The following is an 18,494-nucleotide window of genomic DNA, read 5'->3' on the forward strand; positions in this document are numbered from 1 at the left end:
CTCCCCAACCACCCTCAACTACCAATTCACAGGAACGGGACTGCCCACAACCACCTTCTCCAACACCTTCTGAGCCCGCAGCAAGGTTTCGCGGGACCGGGTAGCTATACCGGAGGGGCGAAAGCTATCTGCTCCGTGCGGGCAATGCCCCGCTCAATGGCCGCCTTGTCGATGCCCAACAGCGTGGTGAGCCACATGCCGTTCTGCACTACTACGATGTCGGCCGCCCGTTCCTTGCATTCGTTCGGGGAAAGGCCCGGAATTGCATTGCCGATCAAGGCCGCGAGCCCTTGGAGGTATCTCTCAAAGGCCGCGGCATTGATTCGCGCAAACTCCTCATCCGCCTGGGCGAGGGCCCACAAGTGGAGGCGGAGGGATAGGTAAGGTGTGGTCAGAAGCCCGGGGTCCGCAACGCGCCGAAGCGACTCCCGGAGTTGCTCGTCCGGGGTTGACGCAGCCTTGGGTTCCACCAGCAGGAGGTCGTGCGCTTCAATCTGGTGAAGAACCGCGCGGATCAGACTCGGCTTGTCTTCGTAGTAGTAGTTCACAAGCCCAAGAGCGACGCCGGCTTCACGCGCCACAGCGCGCATGTTGATACCCGAAATGCCGTGGCGGGACAGTAGTTCCAGGGCTGCGTCGAGAATGCGTTTCTGCCTGTCAACCTGTTCGCCGGACTTTACGGTGCTTGTACCCATTCGGCCAGACTATTGCCTAACCATGATCGGCGCATCCTGACCGTCTACAGGTTCCTTTCCGCGTAAACCCTCAGAGCATCCCTGACGAAAGTTGCGCCTCTTTCTCCGCCATAGTTGGCGGCAAATCGAGGGTCGGCTACGTACATTTCTCCGAGGCCCTCGACGTAGCCCTTGGCGTCTCCGCCGGGAGCGGCGGAGGGAGTTCCAGGGATGCCGCGAAGCCACTCGACGTGGCGTCGCGCCACGTCTTGCGCCGCCTCGCTATCCGGTGAAACCCCGGATTCTGCGGCAGAGATCCAGTCTGCGCCCAGCTTCTCCACGCGGACTTTCCACTCCTGCTTTTCCTCGGCGCTCATTCCGCGCCACCAGGAATCACTTGCGGCATAGGCATCTTTGCCCCAGCGTTCCTCCACCTCATCCTTGTACTGAGTGTGGTCGAAGCCATCAAACATGTTCTGTGCCATGTACTTTCCATCCCCTTTCATCGTGTCAATGGTCTGCCGAACGGAGGCGATCTGCCTGGTCAGCCTGTCCTGCTCCTGGGCGAGCCATTCCAGATGGCTGCTCAGCGCTTTGACGGTATCCGTCTCGCGGTCAAGAACCTCGGCTATGGCCGGTAGTCCAAGTCCAAGTTCCCGGAGCAGGATGATCCGCTGGAGCTGAACCAGAGCCGGGCCGTCATAGTAGCGATAGCCGTTATGGCCGGTCCGGCTTGGCTTCAACAGCCCAATGTCGTCGTAGTGACGCAGCGTGCGGCTGGTGGTCCCTGCAATCCTGGCAATTTCCTGAATTGACCAGTCCATACGTCCTCCGTCCTGTGCTTGTCCTTCGACAGTAGAGGTTGACGTTACGTCAAGGTCAAGGGGATGCTGACCAGCACTTAGTCAGCCAGGATCAGGTAAAGAGCCCGACGGGTTTCGTCCAGCTTTTCGATCGCCGCTTGGCGCTGTTCGTCGGTAGCGGCTCCGCGGAATTGGTGGATGACGCCCATGAGCTTGCCGACGCTTTGGTGGAATGCTGCGCCTGTTCCGTCGGCCTCGGTGTTCCATGCGTTGGCGAGCTCTTCTTCATGCTCGGCGACGTAAGCCTTGCCGTCGTCAGTGAGCGTGAACTCGGTACGCCGACCCTCGCCGACGGCGACGATCAGTTCTTCGTCCACCAGCTGTTGCAGCGTCGGGTAGACGGAACCGGGGCTGGGACGCCATGCCCCGGACGTCTTCTCTGCGATCGTTTTGATCAGGCCGTAACCGTTGGAAGGGGCCTCAGCCAAGAGCGAAAGAATCGCTGCGCGGACGTCCCCGCGGTTGGCTCGGCGTGATCCGCCGGGACCGAAGCCCCTCGGTCCGAAGCCGGGTCCGAAGCCTGGGCCAAATCCGCCAGGACCGAAGCCCGGGCCAAATCCGCCTCCGCCGTGCCCGCCCGGACCGCGGCGGCCCTTGCCTCGGTTGAAGCGCCCACGGCCGTGTCCGTGTCCGGGGTGTCCGAGGTCGTGCTCGGGGAAGGTGTTGTCGTGTTCGTTGATGCCTTTCATAGCAGCATCGTCCTCTCGGTTGTGTGGTTCACCGAAGAAGTATCGGCGATAGTTAACGATATATCGGTAAATATCGCTTCGTCAATACCTGGAATCGGGATGCGAGAGAGCGTCGGCGGGAATCCCGTGGGTTGTGAGAGAGCGTCGGCGGGAATCCCGTGGGTTGTGAGAGAGCGTCGGTTAAAGCACGACGGCGGGTGCGGACTTCCAAGGGAAGCCGGCACCCGCCGTCGTGGTTGGTCCAGCGGTCGTGGTTGGTCTAAAGGGACGTAACTATTTCCACCACGTATCGAAGATGGTGACCGGAACGGTTCGCTTGTGGCGCGTGCGGAGGTATTTCTGCTCGATGAGTTCTGCTGCGCCTTCGGCCACCTCGCGACCCTCAAGATAGTCGTCGATCTGGTCGTAGGTGATGCCCAGCTCGTCCTCATCGGTGCGACCGGGCTTGTCGTCCAGGAGGTCGGCCGTGGGGACCTTCTGCCAGAGGCGGGCCGGAGCGCCCAGTTCTGCCAGGATTGCGCGGTTCTGGCGCTTGTTCAGGCCGAACAGCGGAAGGATGTCCGCGCCGCCGTCGCCGAACTTCGTGAAGAAGCCCGTGACGGACTCAGCGCCATGGTCGGTGCCCACCACCAGGTAATTGTGTTCGCCGGCCAGGGCGTACTGCGCGATCATGCGTGCACGGGCCTTGGTATTGCCCTTGTGGAAGTCGGAAATTTCCGCGCCGGTGGTTTTCTCGAACTCTTCCTCGAAGCCATCAACGGCGCGGGAGATGTTAAAGGTCCACTCGGTCTTGGCTTTGATGAAGTCCAGGGCTGCCTGGGCGTCGTCTTCGTCGTGTTGGATGCCGTAGGGGAGGCGGACGGCCACGAAGTTCGCCTCTGCGCCGTCGGCTTCGAGCTCCTCGACCGCCAGCTGGGCCAGTCGCCCCGCCAGGGTGGAGTCGAGGCCGCCGGAGATGCCCAGTACGAAGCCTTTAGTCCCCGTCGCCTTCACGTAGTCCTTCAGGAAGGCGACCCGTTTGCGGATCTCCTCCGCAGGATCGATCCGGGGCTGGACGCCCATTTCTTCAATGATCTTGGCCTGGAGTTCGCGCATGGTCCAACACTAGTCAGCATGGTTATGGACGCTCAACCATATTGCGCGCGTCCAGGACAAATGTCAGCTAATTGGCGGGGGCCGGACCCGTGGAGCCGCGGACCGTGAGGTGCGTGGGCATGACGGCAAGGCGCCTGCTGGATCCGGAGTTCAGGGGATCCAGCTGTGCCAGCAACATGGAGACGGCCACGCGCCCGGCCTGCTCAATCGGCGAGGCCATGGTGGTAAGGGGCGGGTTGCAAAAGTCGGCGCCGAAGATGTCGTCGCACCCTACAATGCTCATGTCACCGGGCACGCGTATGCCGCGTTCGCGGAGGCGCTGCAGCATGCCGATGGCCAACAGGTCATTAAAGACGATGCAGGCAGTGGCTCCTGTCCGCACTGCCGCGTCTGCTGCTGCCGCACCGGATGTAGTCTTCGGGGTGAATGGACCCACCCGGGACGTGGTGAGCCCACGGTCGCGGCTTTCGTCCTCAAAGGTCTTCCATCGCTTGGCATTGGACCAGGACGACGCCGGGCCGCCGACGTAGCAAATCCTGCTGTGACCCAAGGACGTGAGGTGTTCCAGCGCCTGGACTACGGCGCCCGGGGTGTCGATCACTACCGTGGGTGCGTTGGAGGAAGACCTGTTGATGGTCACAATCGCTTGTGACGATGCTGCCTCGAGGATCTGAGCGTCCGTGAGTCGGGATGCGGCAAGAATGAATCCGTCGGCCGTCCGTTGCATCTTGCGGAGGGTGTCTGCTTCCATTTCGGCGGACTCTTCGGTGTCCACGAGCAACTGCGTGTAGCCGGCGGCTTTTAGCTGGTTCTGCGTTCCCCGGATGATGTCGAAGTAGAAGGGGTTGGTGACGTCGGGAACAAGGAGGGCGATGGCGTTGGTGCGTCCGGAACTTAGCCCGCGGGCCTGTGAGCTGGGGACATAGTTGAGCTCGGCCGCTACCTTTTCGATGCGTTCGCGGGTCAGGCGGTTCACCCGGTCCGGGTTGGACAACGCCCTGGAAACCGTTGAAGTTGCCACGCCGGCCCGTTCTGCTACGTCCCGGATAGTCGGTGCTGTTGCCCTTGCGCTGGTCTCTCCCATAGGAAGATTGCAGCACTCTTGGCAACTTTTGGCAAACGCTTGCCGCCTTGATTGCCAACTCCCTAGACTCAACTTCGAAGCCCCTGTGACGCACGCCACCACCACCTGCGGGCTTGGTAATCAAGGAGGAAACAATGAGGTTTACACCGTCAGCGAAGCTGGCCGCCGTTCTGGCAACGGCCGCCTTGGCTTTAACCGCCTGCGGGGGAAGCGGCAGCAGTTCGGACAGCACCGGAGGTGCCGTAGACGGCGCCGGAAAGAAGCTGAGCGTCCTTACCGGGGTCAACAACCAATATCCCGAGCAGCAGAAGGAATGGTTCAAGGACATTGCCGCGAAGTTCAAGGCAAAGACGGGTGCGGACATCGAGTTCGAAACGTTCGCATCTGCCAACGACGAACTGACCCGCATTCAGACGTCAGTGGTTTCCGGCCAGGGCCCGGACGTCTACAGCCTGGGTACCACGTTCACCCCCACGGCCTATGCCACCAAAGCATTCGTGACGCTATCCGAGGAGGACTGGAAGAAAGTCGGCGGGAAGGACCGCTTCAACCAAGCCGCGCTGGGCATTTCCGGCCCGGACGCTGAACACATGGCCGGAATTCCGTTCGTCAGTCGCCCGTTCGTCATGGCGTACAACAAAGACCTCCTCACCGCCGCAGGCATAGAGAAGCCGGCAACAACCTGGGACGAACTGGCCGAGCAGGCCAAGAAAATGACCAATGCCGGGACCGGCACCTTCGGCCTTGCCACCGGGTACAAGGACAACTTTGACCCGTGGAAGTTCATTTGGGCCATGTCGGTCCAGGCCGGCAACCCGCTGGTGGACGGGACCAACCTGAAGATGGACGACCCAACGGTCAAGAAAGCTTACGAGACCTACTTCGGTTGGCTCACCAAGGACAAGGTAGTGGATCCGGCCGCCATCGGCTGGAGCAACAGCAACGCCGTAGCCGCGTTCGCGTCGGGCAAGGCCGGCTACCTGATGATGACGACGTCCAGCTCCGTTCCCACCTTGGACAAGTCAGCCATCGCGGGTAAGTACGCCTATTCGGTCATGCCCACTACGGCGCCGGGTGAAACAGCGCCAAAGGGCGACGGCGACAAGGCCGCCAGCATCCTCTCCGGGGACAACGTGGTGGTTGCTGACTACTCGCAGCAAAAGGACCTGGCGTTCGCGTACATCGAGCTCATCACTTCCAAGGAAGAGCAGCTGAACTACCAGAAGATCTTCGGCGAGCTTCCTGCAAATGCAGAGGCGCTCGCGTCCCTGACAGATCCGAAGCTCCAGCCGATCGCCGAGGCCGCGGGCAAGTCGAAGGCAACACCGTTCACCGGTGCGTGGGGTGATATCCAGCTGGGCCTCCTGAACGTCACCGTCCAGTCCATTCCGGATCTGGCCAACGGTTCCGTGGACGACGGGGCCTTGGAATCACGGCTCAAGGATGCACAGTCCAAGGGCCAAGCGTCCCTCGACCGGGCCGCGAAGTCCTAGGCAGGGTTTCCCATGTCCACTGACTCCTTCAGGGAATTGAAGGCCGCGACGGGCCCGGCTGCCGAAGGGCAGCTGGCCCGGTCCAGCACCGCAGGCCAAGCGCCCGACGCCGATGCCACACCGTCCGCAGGCACAGGCACCACCCAACCCGGGAGCCGCCCCGCCGGCCGCGGTAAGAAACCTGTCCGCCGCAAGGGGTTGAGCGAGCGCAATCGTCCCTTATGGATGCTGATCCCCGGCGGACTCCTGATGTTCGTCATTATTGTGATTCCGCTGTTCCTGGGCATCTACATGTCGGCCCTCAACCTGGACCAGTACACGCTACGCAAGTGGGTCAGTGCACCGTTCATCGGCGTCGACAACTTTGTGGAGGCGTTGACCGACTCGCCGCTGCTCCATTCAGTGTGGTTGAGCGTCAGCTACTCACTGATCGCCATGGTGGTCACATTGCCGCTGGGTATCGCAGCAGCCGTGGCCACGCAGAATGCCTTCAAGGGCCGGGCGTTGATCCGCTCGATATTCCTGATTCCCTACGTACTGCCGTCGTTCGTTGTGGCGACGGTATGGCGGACCATGTTCCAGCCTGACGGTGTAGTGGATTCAGCGTTGGGCACCTTCGGCATGGATGGCGGGCTGTGGCTCAACGGTCCGCAAACATATTGGACGCTCATCCTGGTCCAGATCTGGGCTTCGTGGCCCTTCATCTACCTGCTGGCATTGTCCGGCCTGCAGTCCGTGGATCACGAGGTCCATGAGGCTTCGGCCTTGGACGGCGCACTGTGGTGGAACAAGTTGCGCTATGTCATCTTCCCGTATCTTAAGGGTCCGCTCGCGTTGGCCTTCCTGATCGGCATGCTGCATCACATCAACAACTTCACGCTCCCGTTCGTGCTGTTCGGTGTACCGGCCCCGGCCGACGTCGAAGTGCTTCCGATCCTGACCTACGTCACCAGCTTCCAGAGCTTCCGCTTCGGTCTCAGCGCCGCCATGGCTTTTGTGTCCTTGGTGCTGATCGCCATTCCGCTTTTCATCTACCTGCGCGCCGTCAAGTTGGACGACGCCGAGACGCCTGGAGGCAAGAAGTGAGCGCATCAACAACCTCCGTCCGCGGCACGGTCAGCCGGGGTTCAGCAGGGACCACGTTCAGGCCCGGCTCCAAGCGCCAGCATGAAGTGACCCGGCTTCTGCCCGGTCCCATGCTTGCGATCATCCTCACGGTGCTCAGTGCCATTGTGTTGATCCCGGTCGCGTACATCTTCCTGGCATCAGTGAACTCAGACATCGGCGTAGCCAACGGTGAGTTCTGGCCGTCCACGTTCTCCCTGGAGAACTACACCAAGATCTGGTCCAGCGTTGGCTTGGCTAAGGGATTGGCCAATAGCGTGCTCGTAGCCGGGGCCACGGCAGTGGTGTCAGCAGCGATGTCTGTCTCCATCGCGTACGTGCTGGTCAGGTACCAGTTTCGTGGACGGCTCTCTATTCTGAGGAGCCTCCTTGCGCTTCAGTCGGTGCCGGGCACGCTGATGGTCCTGCCCGTGTTTGTTCTCTTCTCCTCGGCAGCGAGCTACTTGGGAGTCCAGGTCATCGGAACCCAGTGGGGCCTCTTCATCACGTACCTGACGTTCGCGATGCCCTTCTCAACTTGGGTGATGGTGACGTATCTGCGCGGCTTGCCCCGTGAACTGGAGGAGGCTGCACGGATCGACGGCGCCAGCAACCTCGGCGTCCTTGTACGCATCATCCTGCCGCTCAGCTGGCCGGGCATTGTGGTTTCGGGAATCTTCGCGTTCCTTCTCGGCTGGAACGATGTCCTCTTCGCCTCGGTGATGACTCGGCCTGACAGCCAAACAGCAGCTGTAGCGCTGCAGATTTTCGGGGCTTCGCAAGAAGGCGGCGCTATCCCGCTGTACGGACAGATGATGGCGGCCTCGCTCGTCTGCGCGGCACCAGTAGTGATTCTCTACCTGATTTTCCAACGTTACCTAGTGGGCGGTCTCACCGCCGGAGGAGTCAAATAGCCATGACCGGTTCAGCAACAGTTGAGTGGACGCTCTCGGGCTTCGGAGACGAAATCGACGACGACCCCGTGCTGCAGATCGCGGTACTCCAGGCTTTGGGTGCGAACCACATCGAGGTCCGCAGCGCATGGGGAACCAACATCGTGGACCTCACCCCGGAGCAACTGGCAGAGCTGAAGAATCTTCTGGACGCGGCAGGTATGGGGGTCTCGGCCATCGCTTCGCCCATCGGCAAAGTTGATATCTCATTGCCGGTGGAACACGAGGTGGAGCGCCTTCGCCGGGCCGCCAACGCAGCGCAGGTCCTGGGTGCTCGCTACATCCGGGTCTTCTCCTTTTACTACGGCGAAGGAGTAGGGGCCGACAGCATCCGCGACGACGTCATCGAGCGGATGTGTGCCCTCGCAGCAGTGGCCGAGGAGACCGGAGTGGTCCTCCTCCACGAAAACGAAAAAGACATCTTCGGAGACACCCCGGATCGCGTCTTGGACATCATCGAATCTGTTGCGTCCCGGGCTTTGAAAGTTGCCTGGGATCCGGCCAACTTTGTCCAGGTGGGCGTCAAGCCGTTCGACGAAGGCTACGCAAAGCTCCGTCCCCACCTTGAGTACCTGCAGGTCAAGGACGCACGATTCGCAGACGGCATCGTTGTTCCTGCAGGTGAAGGCGACGGTGATCTGCTGCGCACTGTAGAGGCGCTGAAGGCTGATGGTTTCGTAGGATTCGCAAGCCTCGAACCCCATTTGGCCGGTGCGCATGGACTCGGTGGATTCTCAGGGCCCACCGCATTCGGCATGGCGGCCCGTGCCTTTGCCAAAGTCGTGAACGAAGCAGGAGTTGAAACCAAGTGAGCACTCAAACCCCTAAAGTCCTCAGCGTAGCCATCGCCGGGTGCGGCACCATCGGACGCACGCATGCCGCCTCCGTTGCTGAAATCGCCGACCTTCAGGTCACGGCGCTGGTAGACGAAATCACCGAAGCGGCCGAGGGACTTGCCCAGCACATCGAGGACAACGGCGCCGCACGCCCGGCCACCTTCCGAAGCCTCGCTGAAGCGCTCGCCGGCGCCGACGTCGACCTCGTCATCATTGCCACCCCCAGCGGACTTCACATTGAGCAAGCCTTGGAAGTGCTCGACGCCGGCAAGCACGTGGTCATCGAGAAGCCGCTGGACGTGAACCTGGACCGCGCGGATGAAATCCTGGCGGCGGCCAAAGCCGCGGAAGCAAAAGGACTCGTTGCGAGCGTCATCAGCCAGCACCGCTTCGACCCCGCCAGCATCGTGGTGGACGAGGCTCGACGCGCCGGGCGCTTTGGCCGCCTCACGTCCGCTATCGCATCTGTGAGCTGGTACCGCAGCCAGGGCTACTACGATTCCGGTGCCTGGCGCGGTACGTGGGCCATGGACGGAGGGGGAGCCGTGATGAACCAAGGCGTCCACACCGTTGACCTGTTGTTGTGGTTCCTCGGCCGCCCGGTGGAAATCAGTGCCAAGACCGCGCTCCTGGCGCACACTGATGTGGAGGTGGAAGACACTGCGGTTGCCACCGTCACGTTCGAATCGGGCGCGCTGGCCGTGCTCCACGCAACCACAGCCGCTTATCCCGGGCTCACCGTCAGGCTGCAGGTCATGGGCAGCAAGGGTTCTGCCGTGATCGACAATGACAGTCTTCGGTTCTTCCATGCGGCCGCTTCAGACGAAGAGACGCAAAGTGGCCCCATGGGCTTCCCGGGCGCCGGCAACCAAGCCGAAGCGGAACTGGCCAGGTTCGCTGAACCGACCACACAGACGAACCTGGATCCGACGCTCTACCCGGCCGGGCACATTCGCCAATACCGCGACGTTGTGGACGCCATCCGGAATGGTCGGCCCGCCGGTGTCACCATCCAGGACGCTGTAACGGCCCTTGCCACGGTGCGCGCACTCTACGTTTCGGCCACGTTGGGCCAGCCGGTCCTCATCGCCGATGTCACTGCAGGAAAGTACAACGGTGTCCAGGTCCGGACGGGCAACGGCCGGCTTGAGGAGGTCAGGGCATGAAGTTCTCAGTTTTCACGGCCTCGACGCCGGAGTGGGCCCCCGAGGAAGCCGCCATGGAGCTGTCAGCCCAAGGATGGCACGGCATCGAGTGGCGGATTACGGACCAGGCAGACTCCCCGGAACCAGGCTTCTGGGCAGGGAACAAGGCCACCTGGCCCCTGACCGGGCTTGAGGAATCACTGCCGGACATTGCGCGTATCACCGCCGACGCCGGCTTGGAGTACTCAGGCTTGGGTGGCTACGCCCGCTGCGATAACCACGACGACGTCGAACGCGTCCTCGCGGCGACCGCCGCGTTAGGTGCCGGGCAAGTCCGCGTCAACGTCCTTCCGCTCGGCAACTCCACAATGGGGGGCCAGGAACCCACGGGGCTGTCCTATCCCGAGCTGTTCGACGCCACGCGGAAACACTATGAATGGGTTGCGCAGCGTGCGGCCCACCACGGCGTCAAAGCATTGGTGGAACTGCACCACGGAACGGTGACCGCTTCGGCGTCGTCCGCCCGGCGGCTCCTCGATGGCCTCGATCCGCAGCATGTGGGCGTCATCCATGACCTCGGAAACTTGTTGATCGAAGGCTGGGAGTCGCCGCTTCCCGCGCTGCAACTGCTGGGCCCCTACCTTGCCCATGTTCACGTGAAGAACGCCCGATGGGTTCTCACGGACCGCCGAGATCCTGCTGGCGGTGCCGTCTGGGCCAGTGAATGGGCGCCCCTCGAAGAAGGAATTGGAAACGTGGTGACCTATTTCAAGGCGCTCGCCGACGCTGGCTACGACGGCTGGGTGACTGTGGAGGACTTCTCAACCGACGTTCCACTCGCCGAGCGGACGGCCCGAAACCTGGATTTCCTGCGCCGCGCCGCGACACTCGCCGGACTTGCCGTCGCCGGCGCCGCCGACTCCGTCCCGAAAGGCTGAGCCATGTCCATCGCCACCCATCCGGACCGCCTCCTGCCTGCCGATCCCGGCACCCGCGGCATCGCCCGCGAGCTGCTGCAACGCGTTCAGGACTTGCCCATCCTTTCACCGCACGGCCATGTGGACGCAGCAGTCATCGAACAGAACACCCCTTTCCCCGATCCTGCTGCCCTGTTGGTCACTCCGGACCACTACGTCACCCGCCTCATCCACGCATCGGGAATTGGCTTGGACAAGCTTCAGCCAGGCAACGCCGCACCACGCGAGATTTGGCGACTTTTCTGTGCAGCTTGGCCACTGTTCGATGGGACCGCGTCAGGGTACTGGCTGCGGACCCAGCTCGAGTCTGTTTTTGGGTTTCACGGCGAACTGAGCGCGGAGACGGCAGATGCCAGCTTCGATTCCATCTTTGCCAAACTCGCGGAACCGGGATTCCGTCCGCGCGAGCTGTTCAAGGATTTCAACATCGAAGTCCTTGCCACTACTGACGACCCCCTGGATAACCTCGAGAGCCACCGCGCGCTCGCGGAGGATCCTTCGTTCCACAGCCGGGTGCTTCCGACGTTCCGCCCGGATGCTTACATCAACATCGCGCACCCGCGATGGGCCGCCAACGTGGAGCGGATCATCGCAGAGGCGTCCGACGGCGGCAGCGGCTACCTGGGGTACCTCACCGCGCTCGAGAATCGCCGCCGGTACTTCGTGGACCACGGTGCCGTCTCCGCGGATCACGGTGTCCGGACCCCGGCGACCGTCAAGCTGGACGAAGCCGACGCAGTGGCACTTTTCGAAAAGGCCCGCTCCGGGCAGGCACGCCCGGAGGATCGCGACCTGTTCGAAGCCCACATGATGTACCAGATGGCGAGGATGTCCGTGGAGGACGGCTTGGTGATGACCATCCACCCCGGCTCGTACCGCAACCACCATCAGCCAACGTTCGATATGTTCGGGGCAGACACCGGCCACGACATACCCGTTGCCACCAATTACACAGAAGCCATCCGTCCCCTGCTGCAGGATTTCGGTACCGCCAAGGACTTCCACTTGGTCCTCTTCACCCTTGACGAGACCGTTTTTTCCAGGGAACTCGCACCGCTGGCAGGCTTCTATCCCTCGGTCTACATCGGTGCGCCGTGGTGGTTCCTTGATGCCCCGGATGCCATGCTCCGGTTCCGTTCGGCGGTGACGGAAACCGCGGGTTTCTCCCGGTCCTCCGGCTTCATCGACGACACACGCGCCTTCTGCTCCATCCCGGCGCGGCATGACGCCTCACGCCGGATTGAGGCCTCGTTCCTCGCCAGGCTGGTTGCCGAGCACCGCATCAGCGAGGACCGCGCGCACGAGCTGATTGTCGACGTCGTGGATTCCTCACCGCGAAGGGTTTTCAAACTGTGACCGGTGACCGGACACGTCCGCGGCTGAGCCGCAACGGGTCCCGACCCAAGCCGCCCATCCGCATCGTCCACCTCGGTTTGGGAGCCTTCCACCGTTCCCACCAAGCGTGGTACACGCAGCACGCCGGGGACGCAGCAGAGTGGGGGATCGCCGCGTTCACCGGCCGGCGACCGGACGCGGCCACCGTGCTCGCGGAACAGGACGGGGTGTTCACGGTGGTGGAACGTTCGGGCAGCGGCGACACCTTTGAAATAGTCGGCAGCATTGTTGAGGCCATTGATGGAGCCGACGTCGGACGGCTGACTGAACTTGTAGCTGCACCAGCTACGGCTGTCCTCACGCTGACCATCACCGAAGCTGCCTATGCAGTGGATGCGACAGGAAGCACTGGAGGACCGACGCCGTTGGCTCGCTTGGTGACGGCCCTTGCCGCCCGCAGGGACGCCGAAAACGGGCCGATCGCAGTGGTGAGCTGCGACAACCTCGCGGACAACGGCAACGTGGCCAGGCAGGCTGTTGACGCGTTGGCACGTGCCAAGGACCGCGGGCTGGCCGCATGGATCGATGCCAATGTCAGCTTCGTCAGCACGTCCGTGGACCGGATCACGCCACGGACAACGCAGGCAGACCTCGATGTCGTCGCGGACTCATGCGGCTACCGGGACGAGGCTGCAGTGGTCACCGAGCCGTTCCACAACTGGATCCTCAGCGGGGACTTCCCTGCCGGCCGGCCCCGTTGGGAGGACGCCGGGGCTGTATTTGTGGACGACATCGAACCGTACGAGAACCGGAAGCTCTGGTTGCTGAATGGCTCGCATTCCATCCTGGCCTACGCCGGATTGGTCCGCGGGCACGCGACCGTAGCCGAAGCGCTGTCCGACGACGTGTGCAGGGGAGCCGTGGAAGGGTTCTGGGACGAGGCATCCCGGCACCTGACCGGCGACGACTTGGAGATCCCAAAGTACCGGAAGGCTTTGTTGGAGCGTTTCGGCAACTCACGGATTGCGCATCACCTGACCCAGATCGCCATGGACGGAACCACCAAGCTGCGGATGCGCGCCTTGCCGGTCCTGGCTGCCGAACGCGGGGCGGGCCGATCAGGAGACGGCGCGGCCCGGATGATCGCTGCTTGGGTGGCCTACTTGTCATCCACAGCCCAGTTCCATGATCCCCTTGCCTCCGATATCAAGGACGCGAAAAGGCTCGACGGCGAACACCGCACCGCTGCCCTGGTGGGGCTCATCAGCCCTGAACTGGCAAAGGACACTGCCTTTGTATCCCGCATCCATCGGCAGCAAGTCTCCTTAACCGCCACGAGTACTCACGCCTAGACCACCAGCTGCCAGACACCTTTGGAAGGACCCCGAATCATGAAAATCATTGCCGCTGAAGTCTTTGTGACCAGCCCGTCCCGTAACTTCGTCACTCTTCGCATCACCACGGAGGACGGTGTGACGGGCATCGGTGACGCGACGCTCAACGGCCGTGAACTCGCCGTCGCCGCGTACCTCAAGGAGCACGTGGCGCAGTTGCTGATCGGGAAGGATCCGCACCGGATTGAGGACACCTGGCAGTTCCTGTACCGCAGCTCCTACTGGCGGCGCGGGCCTGTCACCATGGCCGCGATTGCCGCCGTCGACATGGCGTTGTGGGACATCAAGGGCAAGGTTGCCGGGATGCCGGTCTACCAGTTGCTCGGTGGCGCATCCCGGAACGGGCTGCGGGCTTACGGCCACGCATCCGGTGCTGACATTCCGTCGCTGTTCGACTCAGTGCGTGAGCATCTGGAACTGGGATACAAGTCCATCCGTATCCAGACCGCCGTCCCCGGCATCAAGGCCGTCTATGGTGTTGCCGCGCAGGCCCAGGCCTCGGGTGAACGGTATGACTACGAGCCCGCCGGCCGAGGCAACTTCCCGTTGGAAGAGGACTGGGACACCCGCGCCTACCTGCGCCACCTGCCCACCGTTTTCGAGGCAGTCCGCAACGAGTTCGGCCCGGAAATCCCGTTGCTGCACGACGGCCACCACCGCATGACCCCCATCCAGGCCGCCAAGCTCGGCAAAGCCTTGGAACCGTATGACCTCTTCTGGCTCGAGGACTGCACCCCGGCCGAGAACCAGGAAGGCCTTCGCCTGGTCCGCCAGCACACCACCACCCCGCTGGCCATCGGCGAAATCTTCAACACCGTATGGGACTACCAGACCCTCATCAAGGAACAGCTGATCGATTACGTCCGCGCGGCATCCACCCACTTCGGCGGTATTTCTCCGTTGAAGAAGGTCATGGACTTCGCAGCCCAGTACCAGATCAAGTCCGGCTTCCACGGCCCCACGGACATCTCTCCGGTGGGCTTCGCCGCCCAGCTGCACGTCGGCCTGGCCATCCATAACTACGGCATCCAGGAATACATGCAGCACTCGGACAAAACCAATGAGGTCTTCGAACAGTCCATGACCTTCAAGGACGGCTACCTGCACCCCGGCGACAACCCCGGCATCGGCGTCGAATTCAACGAAGAAGCCGCTGCCGCCTTCCCGTACCAGCAGGCTTACCTGCCGTACAACCGACTCGTGGACGGCACTGTTCATGACTGGTGAGTCGGCCATGATTGGTAAATCGCAACCGCAGCATCACGTTGTGGTCATGGGCGTGGCAGGCTGCGGCAAAAGCACCATTGGTGCCGCCCTCGCCGAGCGTCTCGGTGCGGAATTTCTCGACGGCGATTCGCTGCACCCCCAGGCGAACATCGACAAGATGGCCTCGGGTACTCCGCTGAACGACGAAGACCGCGCACCGTGGCTGGTCGAAATCGGCAGGCGATTCCCGGCGTCGGACTCTCCTTTGGTGATCGCGTGCAGCGCGCTTAAGCGCTCGTACCGGGACATCATCCGCAGTGCCGATCCGTCCGTGGTTTTTGTGCACCTGCACGGCACCCGCGAGTTGCTGAAGGCGCGCATGACTTCCAGGCCGGGACACTTCATGCCGGCCTCACTGCTCGATTCCCAACTGGCCACGCTGGAGCCATTGCAGGACGACGAAGCCGGAATCGTCGTGGACATCGCCAACTCCGTGGAGGACATTGTGCAGGACGTGGTCCCTGCCCTCACTGGAGCCCTGCTCTAGGCCCCGGTCCTCGAAGCCCGGTACTGCCCACAAAGCAGTGCCGGGCTTTCCTGCTGCCTACCACGGATGAGCCCGCCAATTGTGAACGCTAACAACGTTTCAAGTCAAGAGCTTCGAGGGTGGTTCGAGGCTGCAATCATTTCGTGATCCACAGCACTTGACCGACGGTATTGTTAGCGTTCACAATGGCATTCGCACCACCTTTCGTGGCATGCGGCACCCAGTTGGCCGCAGATCACAAAACGCTTCACCGCCGGACGCGCAGATGCTCCGGCCGCATCAGAGTTCGCGGCAATGCTGCCGCGGAAGGAGAGCATCGTGAGATTGAAGAAACTCCTGGGCGCCGTAGCGGTTGTCCTAACCTTGACTGTCGGAGCCACAGGCTGCGGTAGTCGCGGGGGCACTGCCGAGTCCACCAGCAGCGCAAATCCCAGCGATTCCCTGGTTGGCATTTCGATGCCGACCCAGACGTCCGAGCGTTGGATCGCTGATGGAGCCAACGTTGAGAAGTCCCTGAAGGACCTTGGCTACAAGACGGACCTCCAGTTCGCCAACGATGACATTCCCACGCAGGTTTCCCAGATTGAGAACATGCTGACGAAGGGTGCCAAGGCGCTCATCATCGCAGCCATCGATGGCACCACCCTGACGGACGTCCTGGCCAAGGCAAAGGAACAGAACGTCAAGGTCATCGCATACGACCGCCTCATCAACGGCACCCCGAACGTCGACTACTACACCACGTTCGACAACTACACCGTGGGTGTCCAGCAGGCCACTTCCTTGCTGACCGGCCTGGGCCTGGTGGACGCGAGCGGCAACAAAGTTGAGGGCAAGGGCCCGTTCAACGTTGAACTGTTCGCGGGCAGCCCGGACGACAACAACGCCAACTTCTTCTGGACCGGCGCCATGGACACCCTTAAGCCGTACCTGGATGCAGGCACCCTGAAGGTTCCCAGCGGCCAGACCAAGTTCGAGCAGGCAGCTATCCTGCGCTGGCAGGCACCCGTAGCCCAGAAGCGCATGGAAGACATCCTCACCTCGGCCTACAGCTCCGGAACCAAGCTCGACGGCGTGCTGTCCCCTTATGACGGCCTGTCCATCGGCATCATTTCCGCGCTGAGCAGCACCGGCGGTTACTCCACCGGCAACCTGCCCGTTGTTACCGGTCAGGATGCAGAAAAGGGCTCCGTGAAGTCCATCATCGCCGGTGAGCAGTACTCCACGATTTTCAAGGACACCCGCCAGCTCGGCTCGCAGGCAGTGAAAATGGTTGACGCTGTCCTCAAGGGAACCGAACCGGAAACCAATGACACCAAGACCTACGACAACAAGGTCAAGGTTGTTCCGGCCTACCTCCTGAAGTCCGTCATCATCACCAAGGACAACTACAAGAAGGAACTGATCGACTCCGGCTACTACACGGAAGCCGACGTTAAGTAATCACGTCCCCGGCCTGTGGCCCCGAACCTCTGCGTTGCAGTGCGCAGCGCGACGGGGCCACAGCCTCCTTCAGAGCCTCCGAGTCCTCGGCCTGGCCAAGTTTCAACCAGTCAGCGGGAATTGACGATGAACGTACCCATTCTTCAAATGCGAGGAATCACCAAGACCTTCCCCGGGGTAAAAGCCCTTCAGGACGTCACCCTGGACGTTAACCGCGGTGAGGTTCACGCCATCTGTGGCGAGAACGGAGCAGGGAAGTCCACCCTCATGAAGGTGTTGTCCGGCGTCTATGCGCACAATACTTTCGACGGCGACATCCTCTTCGAGAACGAACCCTGCGAGTTTTCGAGCATCACGGACAGCGAGAAGCGCGGCATCGTGATCATCCACCAGGAACTGGCACTGAGCCCGTACCTGTCCATCGCCGAGAACATCTATCTTGGCAACGAGCTTGCCAATAACGGCTGGGTGGACTGGCGGAAGACCAACCTGGAAGCCGCCAAGCTGCTGGCACGCGTAGGCCTCAGCGAAAACCCGGTCACCCCTATCCAGCACATCAGTGTTGGCAAGCAGCAGTTGGTGGAGATCGCCAAAGCGCTGTCCAAAGAGGTGAAGCTCCTTATCCTTGACGAGCCCACGGCGGCTCTGAACGATGAAGATTCGGACCACTTGCTGGACCTCATCCTGCACCTCAAGGGCCAGGGCGTCACCAGCATCATCATCAGCCATAAGCTCAACGAGATCCGCAAAGTGGCCGATGCCGTGACCATCATCCGCGATGGCAAGTCCATTGAAACCCTGCGCCTGGACCAGGGCCAGATCACCCAGGAACGCATCATCCGGGGCATGGTTGGACGCGACCTCGAAAGCCTCTATCCGGACCGGACCCCCAACATCGGCGAGGAAGTCCTCCGCATCGAAGACTGGACAGTCCAGCATCCGCAGGATCATTCCCGGACCGTGGTGAACAACGCCAGCCTGAATGTGCGCAGGGGCGAAGTAGTAGGCCTTGCCGGTCTCATGGGTGCCGGCAGGACCGAGCTGGCAATGAGCGTGTTCGGCCGGACCTACGGGCGGGCGGTATCAGGCAAGGTCTACAAGTACGGCCAGGAAATTGACACCTCCACGGTCTCCGACGCAATCGACCACGGGATTGCGTACGCAACCGAAGACCGGAAGCACTACGGCCTGAACCTTATTGAAGACATCAAGCGGAACATCTCCATGGCAGCACTGAACAAGCTGGCCAAACGAGGCTGGGTGGACGGCAACAAGGAGACCACCGTTGCCAACCACTACCGGAAGAGCATGAACATCAAGGCTCCTTCCGTTGCAGCCATCACCGGAAAGCTCTCGGGCGGAAACCAGCAAAAGGTGGTGCTGAGCAAATGGATGTTCTCGGACCCCGACGTCCTGATCCTGGACGAGCCGACCCGTGGGATCGACGTCGGCGCCAAGTTTGAGATTTACACGATCATTGCGGAGCTCGCAGCGGCGGGGAAAGCCGTCATTGTGATCTCCTCTGAGCTTCCGGAGCTCCTGGGCATCTGCGACAGGATCTACACGCTGTCCGCGGGCCACATCACCGGCGAAGTCCCCATCGCCGAAGCCACCCAGGAAACCCTCATGCACTTCATGACTCAAGAGAAGGAATAG

17 protein-coding genes are annotated in these 18,494 nt (G+C 61.9%); 12 read left to right on the forward strand and 5 right to left on the reverse strand.

The window, feature by feature from the left end:
- Positions 1-104: 104 nt before the first annotated feature.
- From A477_RS0113215 to A477_RS0113235, 5 genes are all read right to left on the reverse strand, one after another.
- Complete coding sequence (locus tag A477_RS0113215; RefSeq protein WP_017199458.1) at positions 105-695, reverse strand: TetR/AcrR family transcriptional regulator; 591 nt, start codon at positions 693-695, stop codon at positions 105-107.
- Between the two features lie 44 nt (positions 696-739).
- Complete coding sequence (locus tag A477_RS0113220; protein ID WP_017199459.1) at positions 740-1,498, reverse strand: MerR family transcriptional regulator; 759 nt, start codon at positions 1,496-1,498, stop codon at positions 740-742.
- 77 nt (positions 1,499-1,575) lie between these two features.
- On the reverse strand, positions 1,576-2,226 hold the full coding sequence (locus A477_RS0113225; protein WP_017199460.1) for a PadR family transcriptional regulator: 651 nt from the start codon (positions 2,224-2,226) through the stop codon (positions 1,576-1,578).
- Between the two features lie 273 nt (positions 2,227-2,499).
- Complete coding sequence (gene nadE, locus A477_RS0113230) at positions 2,500-3,321, reverse strand: NAD(+) synthase (protein WP_017199461.1); 822 nt, start codon at positions 3,319-3,321, stop codon at positions 2,500-2,502.
- 67 nt (positions 3,322-3,388) lie between these two features.
- Positions 3,389-4,405, reverse strand: coding sequence for a LacI family DNA-binding transcriptional regulator (locus A477_RS0113235; protein ID WP_017199462.1), 1,017 nt, complete (start codon positions 4,403-4,405; stop codon positions 3,389-3,391).
- 134 nt (positions 4,406-4,539) lie between these two features.
- Between A477_RS0113235 and A477_RS0113240 the strand changes: the two genes are divergently transcribed.
- The 12 genes from A477_RS0113240 to mmsA all read left to right on the forward strand — a co-directional run bounded on the left by A477_RS0113240 (position 4,540) and on the right by mmsA (position 18,494).
- The gene (locus tag A477_RS0113240) at positions 4,540-5,898 is read left to right on the forward strand and encodes an ABC transporter substrate-binding protein (protein WP_017199463.1); all 1,359 of its coding nucleotides are present in this window, start codon (positions 4,540-4,542) and stop codon (positions 5,896-5,898) included.
- Positions 5,899-5,910: 12 nt separating this feature from the next.
- Entirely contained in the window at positions 5,911-6,984 is a 1,074-nt protein-coding gene (locus A477_RS0113245) for a carbohydrate ABC transporter permease (RefSeq protein ID WP_017199464.1), read from the forward strand.
- Complete coding sequence (locus tag A477_RS0113250) at positions 6,981-7,916, forward strand: carbohydrate ABC transporter permease (protein ID WP_017199465.1); 936 nt, start codon at positions 6,981-6,983, stop codon at positions 7,914-7,916. The genes A477_RS0113245 and A477_RS0113250 overlap by 4 nt, the downstream gene beginning before the upstream one ends.
- A 2-nt stretch (positions 7,917-7,918) precedes the next feature.
- Complete coding sequence (locus tag A477_RS0113255) at positions 7,919-8,767, forward strand: sugar phosphate isomerase/epimerase family protein (RefSeq protein ID WP_017199466.1); 849 nt, start codon at positions 7,919-7,921, stop codon at positions 8,765-8,767.
- Positions 8,764-9,957 carry a Gfo/Idh/MocA family protein gene (locus A477_RS0113260; RefSeq protein WP_017199467.1) on the forward strand — a complete coding sequence of 398 codons (1,194 nt, stop codon included), beginning with the start codon at positions 8,764-8,766 and terminating at the stop codon, positions 9,955-9,957. The genes A477_RS0113255 and A477_RS0113260 overlap by 4 nt, the downstream gene beginning before the upstream one ends.
- On the forward strand, positions 9,954-10,874 hold the full coding sequence (locus tag A477_RS0113265) for a sugar phosphate isomerase/epimerase family protein (RefSeq protein WP_017199468.1): 921 nt from the start codon (positions 9,954-9,956) through the stop codon (positions 10,872-10,874). The genes A477_RS0113260 and A477_RS0113265 overlap by 4 nt, the downstream gene beginning before the upstream one ends.
- Before the next feature lie 3 nt (positions 10,875-10,877).
- Positions 10,878-12,269: a glucuronate isomerase gene (gene uxaC, locus A477_RS0113270; RefSeq protein WP_017199469.1), complete on the forward strand. Its 1,392-nt coding sequence runs from the start codon at positions 10,878-10,880 to the stop codon at positions 12,267-12,269.
- Positions 12,266-13,600, forward strand: a complete 1,335-nt coding sequence (locus A477_RS0113275) for a mannitol dehydrogenase family protein (RefSeq protein ID WP_017199470.1) — start codon at positions 12,266-12,268, stop codon at positions 13,598-13,600. Before uxaC ends, A477_RS0113275 begins: the two co-directional genes overlap by 4 nt.
- A gap of 39 nt (positions 13,601-13,639) precedes the next feature.
- A complete protein-coding gene (gene manD, locus A477_RS0113280; RefSeq protein WP_017199471.1) occupies positions 13,640-14,869 on the forward strand; it encodes a D-mannonate dehydratase ManD in 1,230 nt (409 codons plus the stop codon).
- The gene (locus tag A477_RS0113285; RefSeq protein ID WP_017199472.1) at positions 14,859-15,395 is read left to right on the forward strand and encodes a gluconokinase; all 537 of its coding nucleotides are present in this window, start codon (positions 14,859-14,861) and stop codon (positions 15,393-15,395) included. The genes manD and A477_RS0113285 overlap by 11 nt, the downstream gene beginning before the upstream one ends.
- A gap of 294 nt (positions 15,396-15,689) precedes the next feature.
- Positions 15,690-16,838 carry a multiple monosaccharide ABC transporter substrate-binding protein gene (gene chvE / locus A477_RS0113290; protein WP_017199473.1) on the forward strand — a complete coding sequence of 383 codons (1,149 nt, stop codon included), beginning with the start codon at positions 15,690-15,692 and terminating at the stop codon, positions 16,836-16,838.
- A 126-nt stretch (positions 16,839-16,964) separates the two neighbouring features.
- Positions 16,965-18,494 carry a multiple monosaccharide ABC transporter ATP-binding protein gene (gene mmsA / locus A477_RS0113295; RefSeq protein ID WP_017199474.1) on the forward strand — a complete coding sequence of 510 codons (1,530 nt, stop codon included), beginning with the start codon at positions 16,965-16,967 and terminating at the stop codon, positions 18,492-18,494.

It is taken from the genome of Arthrobacter sp. M2012083, assembly GCF_000281065.1.
Taxonomy (GTDB): domain Bacteria; phylum Actinomycetota; class Actinomycetes; order Actinomycetales; family Micrococcaceae; genus Arthrobacter.

What these genes read in the sequence shown, in the direction of transcription:
- A477_RS0113215 (WP_017199458.1), bottom strand. Translation starts at nt 695, where the DNA reads ATGGGTACAAGCACCGTAAAGTCCGGCGAACAGGTTGACAGGCAGAAA.
- A477_RS0113220 (WP_017199459.1), bottom strand. Translation starts at nt 1,498, where the DNA reads ATGGACTGGTCAATTCAGGAAATTGCCAGGATTGCAGGGACCACCAGC.
- A477_RS0113225 (WP_017199460.1), bottom strand. Translation starts at nt 2,226, where the DNA reads ATGAAAGGCATCAACGAACACGACAACACCTTCCCCGAGCACGACCTC.
- nadE (WP_017199461.1), bottom strand. Translation starts at nt 3,321, where the DNA reads ATGCGCGAACTCCAGGCCAAGATCATTGAAGAAATGGGCGTCCAGCCC.
- A477_RS0113235 (WP_017199462.1), bottom strand. Translation starts at nt 4,405, where the DNA reads ATGGGAGAGACCAGCGCAAGGGCAACAGCACCGACTATCCGGGACGTA.
- A477_RS0113240 (WP_017199463.1), top strand. Translation starts at nt 4,540, where the DNA reads ATGAGGTTTACACCGTCAGCGAAGCTGGCCGCCGTTCTGGCAACGGCC.
- A477_RS0113245 (WP_017199464.1), top strand. Translation starts at nt 5,911, where the DNA reads ATGTCCACTGACTCCTTCAGGGAATTGAAGGCCGCGACGGGCCCGGCT.
- A477_RS0113255 (WP_017199466.1), top strand. Translation starts at nt 7,919, where the DNA reads ATGACCGGTTCAGCAACAGTTGAGTGGACGCTCTCGGGCTTCGGAGAC.
- A477_RS0113265 (WP_017199468.1), top strand. Translation starts at nt 9,954, where the DNA reads ATGAAGTTCTCAGTTTTCACGGCCTCGACGCCGGAGTGGGCCCCCGAG.
- uxaC (WP_017199469.1), top strand. Translation starts at nt 10,878, where the DNA reads ATGTCCATCGCCACCCATCCGGACCGCCTCCTGCCTGCCGATCCCGGC.
- manD (WP_017199471.1), top strand. Translation starts at nt 13,640, where the DNA reads ATGAAAATCATTGCCGCTGAAGTCTTTGTGACCAGCCCGTCCCGTAAC.
- A477_RS0113285 (WP_017199472.1), top strand. Translation starts at nt 14,859, where the DNA reads ATGACTGGTGAGTCGGCCATGATTGGTAAATCGCAACCGCAGCATCAC.
- chvE (WP_017199473.1), top strand. Translation starts at nt 15,690, where the DNA reads ATGCTGCCGCGGAAGGAGAGCATCGTGAGATTGAAGAAACTCCTGGGC.
- mmsA (WP_017199474.1), top strand. Translation starts at nt 16,965, where the DNA reads ATGAACGTACCCATTCTTCAAATGCGAGGAATCACCAAGACCTTCCCC.